The sequence below is a fragment of the Aeromonas sp. s11 genome, assembly GCF_040907945.1.
GTDB classification, from domain to species: domain Bacteria; phylum Pseudomonadota; class Gammaproteobacteria; order Enterobacterales; family Aeromonadaceae; genus Aeromonas; species Aeromonas veronii.
On record NZ_JBFOCU010000007.1, the window covers coordinates 1 to 11,406 of the forward strand.

Annotated in this window: 11 protein-coding genes; 6 read left to right on the plus strand and 5 right to left on the minus strand. The window is 59.5% G+C overall.

Translation table 11 applies throughout. From position 1 onward, the window contains the following. The 3 genes from AB5Y84_RS01410 to AB5Y84_RS01420 form a co-directional block, all read right to left on the minus strand. Positions 1-1,085 (minus strand): retention module-containing protein (locus AB5Y84_RS01410; RefSeq protein ID WP_368176229.1); only part of this gene is annotated, 1,085 nt, incomplete at its 3' end. 231 nt (positions 1,086-1,316) lie between these two features. Continuing rightward, a complete protein-coding gene (locus AB5Y84_RS01415) occupies positions 1,317-2,978 on the minus strand; it encodes a putative transporter (RefSeq protein WP_368176230.1) in 1,662 nt (553 codons plus the stop codon). 127 nt (positions 2,979-3,105) lie between these two features. Beyond that, positions 3,106-3,741, minus strand: a complete 636-nt coding sequence (locus AB5Y84_RS01420) for a hemolysin III family protein (RefSeq protein ID WP_204384033.1) — start codon at positions 3,739-3,741, stop codon at positions 3,106-3,108. Positions 3,742-3,916: 175 nt separating this feature from the next. Between AB5Y84_RS01420 and AB5Y84_RS01425 the strand changes: the two genes are divergently transcribed. From AB5Y84_RS01425 to AB5Y84_RS01435, 3 genes are all read left to right on the plus strand, one after another. Further along, a complete protein-coding gene (locus AB5Y84_RS01425; RefSeq protein ID WP_368176231.1) occupies positions 3,917-5,440 on the plus strand; it encodes an aminotransferase class V-fold PLP-dependent enzyme in 1,524 nt (507 codons plus the stop codon). A gap of 90 nt (positions 5,441-5,530) precedes the next feature. Continuing rightward, entirely contained in the window at positions 5,531-6,094 is a 564-nt protein-coding gene (locus AB5Y84_RS01430) for a septation protein A (RefSeq protein ID WP_021229465.1), read from the plus strand. A gap of 24 nt (positions 6,095-6,118) precedes the next feature. Further along, positions 6,119-6,415 (plus strand): YciI family protein, encoded by a 297-nt coding sequence (locus AB5Y84_RS01435; RefSeq protein ID WP_005335344.1) that lies wholly within the window; start codon positions 6,119-6,121, stop codon positions 6,413-6,415. 80 nt (positions 6,416-6,495) lie between these two features. Here AB5Y84_RS01435 and cysQ read toward each other — a convergent pair whose 3' ends face one another. Together cysQ and AB5Y84_RS01445 are read right to left on the minus strand one after the other, a co-directional pair. Continuing rightward, complete coding sequence (gene cysQ / locus AB5Y84_RS01440) at positions 6,496-7,251, minus strand: 3'(2'),5'-bisphosphate nucleotidase CysQ (RefSeq protein ID WP_350235819.1); 756 nt, start codon at positions 7,249-7,251, stop codon at positions 6,496-6,498. A 47-nt stretch (positions 7,252-7,298) separates the two neighbouring features. Next, positions 7,299-8,159, minus strand: a complete 861-nt coding sequence (locus AB5Y84_RS01445) for a DeoR family transcriptional regulator (protein WP_108542420.1) — start codon at positions 8,157-8,159, stop codon at positions 7,299-7,301. A gap of 274 nt (positions 8,160-8,433) precedes the next feature. On the opposite strand from AB5Y84_RS01445, the gene kbaZ reads away from it, so the two are divergent. Genes kbaZ through agaV form a run of 3 tightly spaced genes read left to right on the plus strand, consistent with a single transcriptional unit; the run spans position 8,434 to position 11,402 of the window. Then, entirely contained in the window at positions 8,434-9,747 is a 1,314-nt protein-coding gene (kbaZ, locus tag AB5Y84_RS01450; protein WP_368176232.1) for a tagatose-bisphosphate aldolase subunit KbaZ, read from the plus strand. Between the two features lie 12 nt (positions 9,748-9,759). Continuing rightward, on the plus strand, positions 9,760-10,929 hold the full coding sequence (locus AB5Y84_RS01455; RefSeq protein WP_257725505.1) for an SIS domain-containing protein: 1,170 nt from the start codon (positions 9,760-9,762) through the stop codon (positions 10,927-10,929). Then, complete coding sequence (gene agaV / locus AB5Y84_RS01460) at positions 10,929-11,402, plus strand: PTS N-acetylgalactosamine transporter subunit IIB (protein ID WP_005335358.1); 474 nt, start codon at positions 10,929-10,931, stop codon at positions 11,400-11,402. Before AB5Y84_RS01455 ends, agaV begins: the two co-directional genes overlap by 1 nt. Positions 11,403-11,406 lie beyond the last annotated feature (4 nt).

The window sequence follows — 11,406 nt, forward strand, 5'->3', positions numbered from 1 at the left end:
GCCACATCGGTGATGGTGGCCACAACGGTGTAGCTGCCGTCGACCAGGGTGGCGGCAGGGGTAAATGCCCAGCCGTTGCCAGTGACGGTGACGGTACCAGCAACGGAGTTGCCGTTGCTGTCAGTGACCACCACGGTGACGGTGCCGTCGGTGGCATCAAAGCTGCCGTTGATGACCGGGTTGGTGTCATTACTGATGAAGTCGGTTGCCGAGCTGCCAGTGTCGTCAGTCATGCTGTCGATGGTGACAGTCACGCCGTCGTCATCTTGGTCAATCTTGGTGTCCACACTCCCTGAATCAGTCGCACTACCTGTATTCCCCGCAGGATCGGTCACTGTGGCGGTGACTGTATAAGAGCCTTCGGCCAATGGGGTCACCACATCCACGGTGAAGGTACCGCTGGGTGTGACAATCGCGGTCAGGGTTTGTTGATTACCGTTTGCATCGGTGACCAGCAGGGTGACGGTGCTGCCAGCAGGAGCATCCGTGGTCCCGGTCAGGGTCGGAGTAGTGTCATTGGTGTTATCTGGCGCAACGACGGAAATGGTGGGCGGAGTCAGGTCAAATACCTCATCTTCGCCAGCAGCACCAAGCGGTAGTTCACCATTGGTGTTGTAGGTGGTATCGAAGGTGGCTTCGGCAATGGTTGCGGAACCGGTACGGTCGATGGTGACAAAACCGCCGTTGCCACTGGCACCGGCGACGCCCCCAATACCGCCACCACCGGCGGCAGGTGCTCCGCCTGCCGCAGAGGCTTCAAAGGCCTGGGTCGGGTCAGCGCCACCCAGGATCGCCTGTTGCAGGGCATTGATATCATCAGGAGTGCCTGCAGCACCGTTTTGTGCCAGCTGGGGAGCATCCCCCTCTTCGGTAGGCTCACTCTGCTCGCTGGCTGGTTGCACATTGAACGACTGTCCGCCGCCCATGAAACTGGCGCCATCCGGCGACATGATCACCGCCCCTTTCGGCAGCACATCACCTTCAGCCAACAGCTTCCGGCTGCCATCTGCGGCCACCAGATAAATTTGTCCTTTGAGTTGGGTTACGGTTACGCCCTGTTCCAAGGTAACGGCATTGGTAATCATGTTCTCTCCTGAATCCTGATTTGCATGCAATAAGCCACAGCCTACTTTGCAGACTGAGGGGAAAAATAACCAGCTCGAAAATTCGAAAGGATAGACCGATTTGAGGCTGAACTGTTCAGCTAGACAGAAGTGTATAAAGCGAGGTTGCGAGAATAGCAAAAACCAAAATTATCAATAAATTACAGAATGATGACGGGAGCATGACAAAGCATGCTCCCGTCAGGATTATCCCTAGGCCCCCGCCCAGAGGATGATAGCCAGCAGCTGTGGCGAGATGATCCGCAGGAACATCACCAGCGGGTAGACAGTGGCGTATGAGAGCGCACTGGCGCCACTGGTCGGGTGCATGGCGTTTGCAAAAGCCAGCGCGGGAGGGTCTGTCATGGAGCCGGCCAGCAAGCCGCACAGGGTCAGATAGTTTATCTTGCCGTAGAGGCGCGCCAGCACACCGACCACCAGCAGCGGGATCAGGGTGATCGCCATACCATAGAGCATCCAGGCTGGACCATCGCCGTTGATCAGGGTATCGACGAAGCCGGCACCGGACTTGAATCCGACCACCGCCAGAAAAAGTACAATGCCGATCTCCCGCAGCGCCAGGTTGGCACTGGGGGGCATGAACCAGTAGAGCTTGCCGATGCTGCCGATCCGCGACAGGATCAGCGCCACCACCAGCGGCCCACCCGCCAGACCCAATTTGAGAGCGGCCGGGAAACCGGGCAGGTAGAAGGGGATGGAACCGAGCAATACGCCGAGGCCAATCCCGATAAATACCGGCAACATCTGCACCTGTTGCAGTTTTTGCTGCACGTTGCCGACCACATTGGTCACCGCTTCGATGGCATCGAGGCGCCCCACCAGGTTGAGAATATCGCCAAACTGCAGGCTGGTCTGACTGGTCGGCACCAGTTCGATACCAGCCCGGTTGAGACGGGAGATCACCACGTCATAGCGCTGTTTGATATCCAGATCGCGGATCTTCTTGCCAAGAACCTGTTCGTTGGTCACCACTACCCGCTCGACGCGCAGATCGGTGCCACGGGTCGAGAGCGAGGTCTCAACCTCCTCCCCCAACACCAGCAACACCTTGTGCAAGGCATGGCGCTCACCAACTAGGTGGAGCAGGTCGCCCAGCTCGATACGGGAATCAGGGCGCGGCACCATCAGCTCGTCGCCACGCTTGAGGCGTGAGCAGATGACATCAGACTCGTCGAGACTCGGGATCTCGCTCAGCATCAGGCCATGCATGTTTGGGTTGCGTACCGCGATGTTGATGGTCTGCAGGCTCTCCTTGGTTTTACCTGTCTGCAACTCGAACTGGGCGGCTTCATCGTCGATCTTGATGCGAAAGAAGACCCTGACCAGCCACATGGTGAGCAAAATGCCGCAGATGCCGAATGGATAGGCCACTGCGTACCCCATCCCCATCAGCCCGGTTGACCCATGAGGAGCTCCCAGCTCCGCCAGGATCTGCTGACCCGCACCGAGGGATGGCGTATTGGTCACGGCACCGGAGAAGACCCCCAGAATGACCGGCAACGGCACATCGAAAAATTGATGCAAGCCAGCGGCCACCACGCAGCCAAGGATGACCAGCAAGGCGGCAAAGGCGTTGAGTTTGAGACCCGAACTGCGCAATGACGAGAAGAAACCCGGCCCGACCTGGATGCCGATGGTATAGACAAACAGGATCAGGCCAAATTCTTGAATAAAGTGAAGCGTTTGTGCATCCAGCGCGAGATCGGAGGCGCCTGCAAAGTGACCCACTATGATGCCGCCGAACAGCACCCCCCCTATTCCCAAGCCAACGCCATAGACTCGCCAGTTTCCCAGCCAGAGTCCTAGCACTGCCACCAGCGACAACATGCTGATGGAAAGCGCGATTTCACTCATTTCGTGCATCCTTTGCGAATTGAACTGGCCCTAGCTTGTCAGCAAACGCTGATGCCAACTGTGTGATACCGCACGAATTTATCCTTTTACGCGCCAAAAATACCAATTAAGGGCTAGTTGCAAGACGTTAGGCGACGTAGCCGTAAATGGCCATAAAGTGACAGACGCTGCCACCCAGCACAAAGAGATGCCAGATGGCGTGGTTATAGGGGATCTGCTTGGCCACATAGAAGATGACCCCGAGGCTGTAGATAAGGCCACCAAGCCCGAGCAGCAGCAGCCCCTCACCGGCCAGATGGATATAGAGCTGATAGATGACCACCAGCGACAGCCAGCCCAACATCAGGTAGGTAAAGAGCGACAACTTCTTGAAGCGGTTGATAAACACCAGCTTGAACACCACACCAGCCAGCGCCAGGGCCCAGATCACCACCATCAAGCCCTTCGCCAGCGGCGTGTCGAGCGCCACCAGCAGGAAGGGGGTATAGGTGCCGGCAATCAGCAGATAGATGGCGCAGTGATCAAACACCTTGCACCAGCGTCTGGCCCGCCCTGACCCCATGCTGTGATAGAGGGTCGAGGCGAGATAGAGCAGCACCAGACTGCCGCCATAAAGGCTGTAGCTCACCAGCGCCTGCGTGCCCTGCCCCCATCCCTTGATGAGCAGCAATACCAGACCGGCCATCCCCAGCAACAATCCCGCACCGTGACTCAGCCGGTTTGCCAGCTCCTCCCGGGGGGAGTAATCCATCACACCACTCATAACATCGACTCCACAATAACTGTGGCTCACTCTACCCAGCGCCATTTCGGAGTACAAGTGTTCGCTTAAAAAATGGAGTGGCTGTCACCTGCCAACCTTTGGTGTATGCTCTGCCGCCGATGCCCGAGACAAGCGGCATAGACACCTACCCCGGTGACCTGGTCTGGAGAACCTGATGAAGTTGACTGAGCTGTTTGCACAAGCGGATCCCGCCTTTGGCGAGGCGATGAACACCTTGCTGGAGAGCTTCCACCACTCCGACGACAGTCAGGCCCCCTATCAGCGCGACCTGTTCACCCACCAGCTCGATCAATCCCGCATGCCTGCAGTCGGCCAACCTATCGAGGAGTATCTGGCGCGGCTGGCTACTCTGGTACCCGGCGCCTCGCACCTCACCTCGCCACGCTACATGGGCCACATGACGGCGCCACTGCCGGCCTATACCGCCGAGCTGTCGCGCCTGCTGGTAATGCTGAACCAGAATCCGATGAAGATGGAGTCCTCCCGCCTGCTCAGCTTTCTGGAGCGGGAGGTGCTGGCCAAGCTGCACCGCCTCATCTATGGCAGGGACGATGCCTTCTACGGCGAGCAGATGCATGCCAAGGATGCCGCTCTCGGTGTCATGACCAGCGGCGGCACCATCGCCAACGTCACGGCACTGTGGTTGGCCCGCAACCGCGCCTGCGGCGACAACCTGTTCGCCCTCTATGAGCAGGGCTATCGGGGCGCCGTTATTCTTGGTTCCCGGCTGATGCACTACTCCTTCGACAAGGGGATGGATCTGCTGGGGCTGGGCGCTCGCAGCGTCTGGCGCCTCGAGACCGACGAACAGAACCGGCTCAGTCTGGCTGCACTGGAGCAGGCGCTGCTCCAGTGTAAAGAGCAGAAATTGAAGGTACTGGCGCTGGTCGGCGTGGCGGGCAGTACCGACTTTGGCTCCATCGACCCCCTGCCGGAGCTGGCCGCCATCGCCGAGCGCGAGCAGATCCACTTCCACGTGGATGCTGCCTGGGGCGGCCCGACCCTCTTCTCCCCCCGCTATCAAGGTCTGCTAGCCGGGATCGAGCGAGCCGATACCGTCACCCTCGATGGCCACAAGCAACTGCTGGTGCCGCTTGGTACCGGCATGCTGCTCTGCCGCCAGCCCGACCTGATGATGGCGGTCAAGCGAGAGGCGCCCTACGCCATCCGTGCCACCTCGTTCGATCAGGGCCGCTTTACCTTGGAGGGCACCCGCCCGGCCAATGCCCTCTATCTGGATGCCGCCTTCCAGCTCTTCGGCCAGCAAGGCTATGCCGAGCTTATCGAAGCCAACTACGACCGAGCCAGATTGATGGCAGATCTCATCGAAAGCGACCCCGCCTTCGAGTTGATGTCTGCTCCGGTGATGAACCTGCTCTCCTATCGCTGCATCCCGCCCCATCTGCAGGGCAAGGTGCTGGATGAAGCGGCCAACACGCAGATCAACGCCTTCAACGTAGCGCTGCAAAAAGCCCAGCGCGCCGAGGGGCACAGCTTCGTCTCCCGTACCCAGCGCGCCGTGGTGCGCTACGGTACCCAACCCCTCACCCTGCTGCGGGCCGTGCTGCTCAACCCCCTGATTGAAGAGCGCCATATCCGCGACCTGCTGGCCGATCAGCAGCGACTGGGGATCAGCATTGCTCGCCAACTGTTTGGCGACAGCGCGGAACCGGCGTAAAAATGAGCGGTCTTATTCATTTGCCGTTGTCCACCGTGCAGGTAGACTGGGCGAAATTTGCAGGCCATCTTTGAGGACTAGGCGCCAACAATGAAGCAATTTATTGAATTTATTCCACTTATCGTTTTCTTCGCGGTCTACAAGTTCTACGACATCTACATGGCTACCGGCGCACTGGTGGTGGTCACCGGTCTGCAGCTCGCCTATAGCTGGATCCGCTATCGCAAAGTCGAGAAGATGCAGCTCTTTACCTTCCTGCTAGTCGGCTTCTTCGGCGGCCTCACCGTCTTCTTCCACGATGACACCTTCATCAAGTGGAAAGTGACTGTCATCAACGTGCTGTTCGCACTGGGCCTGCTCATCAGCCGTTACGGCTTTGGCAAGAACCTTATCAAACAGATGCTGGCCAAAGAGCTGCAAGCACCCGATAAGGTCTGGGACACAGTCAATCTCGGCTGGGTCGGCTTCTTTACCGTCTGTGGCCTGCTCAACCTCTATGTGGCATTCAACATGCCGCAGGAGATGTGGGTCAACTTCAAGGTGTTCGGCCTGCTGGGGATGACGCTGGTCTTTACCCTGCTGAGCGGCGTCTACCTCTACCGCCACATCCCTGCCGAGCAGTTGTCCCAGCAAAAAGACGAACCCAAAAAGTAACCCTCATCAGAAAAGGATCCTCTCATGTGGTATCTCATCTACTCCGAAGATGTCCCCGATAGCCTGCCACTGCGCAAGCAGGTTCGCCCTGCCCATCTGGCTCGCCTGCAAGCCCTGCAGGATGAAGGTCGGCTGCTGACCGCCGGTCCCAACCCGGCCATCGATGCCGAGGATCCGGCCGATGCAGGCTTTACCGGCAGCACCGTCATCGCCGAGTTTGCCTCGCAGGCGGACGCCAAAGCCTGGGCCGATGCCGATCCTTATGTGACCGCCGGTGTCTATGCCAAAGTGACCATCAAGCCGTTCAAAAAGGTCTTCTGACCGCAAAGCGAATAGCGAAATAAAAAAGGCCGGACTGGAAGTTCATTCCAGTCCGGCCTTTTTGCATCCCGATATCTCGTTTATGCCTTGGCGACAAACCAGGGATTGAGGATATCGGGCTTGTTGTAGGCAAGGGGTGAGCCATCGAGCTGGGTGACGCAGCCACCCGCCCCCTCCAGCACCGCCTGCGCCGCACCGGTGTCCCACTCGCAAGTAGGAGCAAGGCGCGGATAGAGCTCGGCGCCCCCCTCGGCAATGATGCAGAACTTGAGGGAGCTGCCCATCGAGACCAGCTCGATCTCGCCAAAAGGAGCCAAGAAATCGAGGGTCTCCTGCGACAAGTGGTTGCGACTGCCCACCACTCGCCACGCCTCGCCTTCACGATGAGGCCGGGTCTGGATAGGCTCGCGCTTGCCATCGGCGATGCGCCAGGAACCCGCGCCATTACCGCCATACCAGAGCTTGTCCAGCACTGGGGCATAGACCAGCCCCCAGCGCGGTGCCCCCTCTTCAATCAGCGCGATATTGACGGTGAACTCGCCGTTACGGGAGACAAACTCCTTGGTGCCATCGAGGGGATCCACCAGCCAGTAGCGGGACCAGCCGTGGCGCGCCGCCATCACCTCGGACCCAGACTCCTCGGACAATACGGGAATATCCGGAGTCAGCCGTGCCAACCCCTGAACGATCACCTCATGAGCCCCCTTGTCGGCCGCGGTCAGCGGACTCTCGTCGCTCTTGTACTCCACCGCGAAGGGCTGGCTGTAGATGGCCATGATGGCCGCTCCCGCCGCGCGGGCGACAGGTTCAAGTTCGGTGATATCGGGGTGGTACATAACAGGCTCGATCAGTGAGTAAGAAACCCAGTCTATCGCGTTTGTCATCAACCGCTTATAGCTGATTGTACTGGATTATATTGCCCCTGCTTCTCCTGCCCCTTGCTGCCATCGGCTGGTACCAACAGCACTTCGATACCGGCATTGCGCAGGCCGGAAAGGATATCGGCAGGCACGGCATCGTCGGTGATCAGGGTGTGAATACGCAGGGTATCGATGATCTTGTGCAGACTGCGCCGGCCAAACTTGGTGGAGTCGGTGACCACCACAATCCGCTCGGCCACCTGACACATGCAGCGGTTAAGGCGCGCCTCGTCCTCATGATGGGTGCTGACGCCGCGCTCCAGATCGATTCCATCCACCCCGAGAAACAGCATGTCAAAGTGGTAGTTTTGCAGGGACTGCTCCGCTTGCGCACCGTAGAAGGAGAGCGACTTGCGGCGCAGATGTCCGCCCGTCATCAGCAGCTCCACCCCTTCTGCTTCGAGCAGTTCATTCGCCACATTCATGCCGTTGGTCATCACCAGGATCTCCTGATGTCCCTTCAGATGTCGCGCCACCTCCAGTGTTGTCGTCCCCGAATCGAGGATAAGGCGACAACCGGAGGGCACCAGGGTCGCCGCCAGCGCGCCTATCCGCTGTTTCACCGGGGTATTGAGCACGCTCTTGTCAGCAATGGTGCGCTCCGGCACCGTCTGGCCAGGCTCGCACAGTAGGGCGCCGCCGTAGGCGCGCACGGCCACCCCCTGCTTCTCCAGAAAGGCCAGATCGTTGCGGATGGTCACGGTAGAGACCTGATAGTGAGTCGCCAGCTCGTTGACCTGAACGCTGCCATTGCTGCGCAGCTGCTGAATAATCCGCTCCCGCCGCTCGCTGGTTCCGAGCGCACCTTTTTCGCTTGTTTGCATAGTTCTTCTGCCGAAATGCTGTAGTGAAAGATCGCTTTCACTTCGTTACGTTTGCATATTAACGCTCAGCGAAGGTGCCAAATCAAGCCTTCATTACGCTTTACTACCACTCTCCCCATCTTTACCCATCATTCACAACCTTTCGATACCTTTCTTTTTGTGATCCATTTCAAGATCTAACGACTCTTTTGTTTCGTTTTCTTTCCCTCCCTACTACCGTAAAGAAAAGAAATCGAAAGAACCTTTCCATCCGCAGCAACCAAGGAACATCAAAATGAAATCCATGCTGGCACTGGTCGAAAGACACAAACAGGGAGAACAGACCGGGATCTACGCCGTCTGCTCCGCTCACCCGCTGGTGCTGGAAGCCGCGCTGCGGCTAGCCGCCGAAGGGGATGAGCTGCTGCTGGTCGAGGCCACCTCCAATCAGGTGGATCAGTTTGGCGGCTATACCGGCATGACCCCCGCCGACTTTCGCGATCGCCTCTACGAGCTGGCGGCACAATGTCACTTTCCGGCGCAGCGCCTCATTCTGGGGGGCGACCATCTGGGCCCCAACCGCTGGCAGGGGGAACCGGCCGAGCAGGCCATGGCACATGCCGAAGATCTCATCGCCAGCTATGTCGTTGCCGGGTTCAAGAAGATCCACCTCGACTGCAGCATGTCCTGTCAGGGCGATCCCGTTCCCCTGACCGATGAGCTGGTCGCTGAAAGGGCGGCACGACTGGCGCAGATCGCCGAGCAAACCTGTCTGGCCACTTTTGGCGAGAGCGATCTGGTCTATGTGATTGGCACCGAGGTGCCGGTGCCGGGCGGTGCCCATGAAGATCTTGCCGAGCTGGCGGTCACCACGCCGGAGGCGGCGCGCCACACCCTCGAGGCCCATCAACAGGCCTTCAACAAGGCGGGGCTGGCCCATATCTGGCCGAGGGTGATCGGTCTGGTGGTGCAACCCGGCGTCGAGTTTGACCATACCCGCGTCATCGATTACCGGCCCGAAAAAGCGGCTCCCCTTAGCCGGATGATCGAAGCCTATCCCCACATGGTGTTCGAGGCCCACTCCACCGATTACCAGACTCCCGAGGCTTACCGCCAGCTGGTACGCGACCACTTTGCCATTCTCAAAGTCGGCCCAGCCCTCACCTTCGCCCTGCGCGAAGCGCTGTTTGCCCTTGCCGCCATCGAGGAGGAACTGGTGGTTGCCAAGGCCTGTTCAGGTCTGCGCAAGGTGATGGAAGAGACCATGCTGGAGCGCCCCGACTTCTGGCGCAGCCACTATCAGGGCAGTGCCAACGAGTGCCGGCTGGCCCGTGGCTACAGCTATTCGGATCGCATTCGCTACTACTGGCCCGATAGACGGGTCGATGAGTGCTACGCCAGATTGCTGGCCAATCTGGCAGCGGAGCCCATCCCGCTCCCCCTGCTGAGCCAGCATCTGCCCCTGCAGTATCGCAAGGTGCGTCAGGGCACGCTCTCGGCCAATCCCCATGACCTCATTCTCGATCAGGTGCAGGAGGTGCTGCGGCACTACGCCAGCGCCTGCACTGCGGCCTCTCGCCGCCATTCCCAGCTCGACCCTGTTGTATAAGGAGTTGCAGACATGATCCTTGGTTATCCAGAAGAGATGTTGCGCAGTGCCAATGGCCTGGCGACTGCCCGTGAAATTCGCCAGCAACCCGCCACCTGGCGCGAGACACTCGCCATGGTCGAGGAGTGCCGTCCTGCACTAACCCGTTTTCTGACCCCACTGCTGGCCCGGCAAGAGCTGCGCATCATCCTGACCGGGGCTGGCACCTCCGCCTTTGCCGGTCGGGCGCTCGCCCCCTATCTCTCGGCCCACCTGCATGCCCGACTCGAGGCGATCGCCACCACGGATATCGTCACCGATCCGGCCGAGTATCTGGCCGAAGATTGCCCGACCCTGCTTATCTCCTTTGCCCGCTCCGGCAATAGCCCCGAGAGCGTGGCGGCGGTCGAACTGGCCAGCCAGCTGCTCAGCCACTGCCACCATCTGGTGCTGACCTGCAACGGTGAAGGAGCGCTCTATCGCCGCTGCCAGCAAGATGCCCACTCTCTGGCCCTGCTGATGCCGCCCCAGACCAATGATCGCAGCTTCGCCATGACCAGCAGCCTGACTAGCATGATGCTGAGCTGTCTGGCTCTCTTCCTGCCAGAGCGGTTCAACAGTCAGCGCTGCGAGCAGCTGGTCGCCACCAGCGACGCCATTCTGGAACAGGTTGTGCAGCGCGTACCGGCCTGGAACGAGACGTTGCCCGAGCGGGTCATCTATCTTGGCAGCGGCAGTCTGCAAGGGGTGGCGCAGGAGGCGGCACTCAAGTTGCTGGAGCTGACTGCCGGCCGTCTGGTCGCCATGTTCGACTCCCCCACCGGTTTTCGCCACGGCCCGAAATCGGTCGTCAACGAGCAGACGCTCATCGTGCTGCTCATCTCCAACGACCCTTACACTCGGCAATACGATCTGGATCTGCTACGCGAGCTGCGAAGCGATGGCAAGGCCGCCCGGGTGGTCGCCATCGCCGACCAGCCCCATCCCGTCATCGAGGAGGGGGAACACATCTATTTGCCCGCCACCCTGCATGGCGACGATGCCCAGCTCGCCTTCTGCTACCTGCTCTATGCCCAGTACTACGCCTTTCATACCTCGCTGGGACTGGGGATCAGCCCGGACAATCCCTGCCCGACTGGCCAAGTCAACCGGGTCGTACAGGGGGTCAATATCTACCCGTTCCACCAAGAAGGAGTGCTGTGATGCCCAATATCGTATTGAGCCGGATCGATGAGCGCCTGATCCACGGTCAGGTCGGTGTCCAGTGGGTCGGCTTTGCCGGTGCCAATCTGGTGCTGGTCGCCAACGACGAAGTGGCAGAGGACCCCATCCAGCAGAACCTGATGGAGATGGTGCTGGCCGAAGGTATTGCGGTGCGGTTCTGGCCGCTCCAGAAGGTGATCGACAACATCCACAAGGCGGCGGATCGCCAGAAGATCCTGCTGGTCTGCAAAAACCCGACCGATTTCAACACCCTGGTTCAGGGAGGTGTCCCCATCTCCCGGATCAACGTCGGCAACATGCACTACGCCGACGGCAAGCGTCAAATCCACAAGACCGTCTCCGTGGACGAACAGGACATCACCGCATTTCGCGCCCTGCGGGACGCCCGTGTCGAGTGCTATGTCCAGGGCGTGCCGACCGAACCGGCACAGGACATATTCAATTTGCTCTGATTAA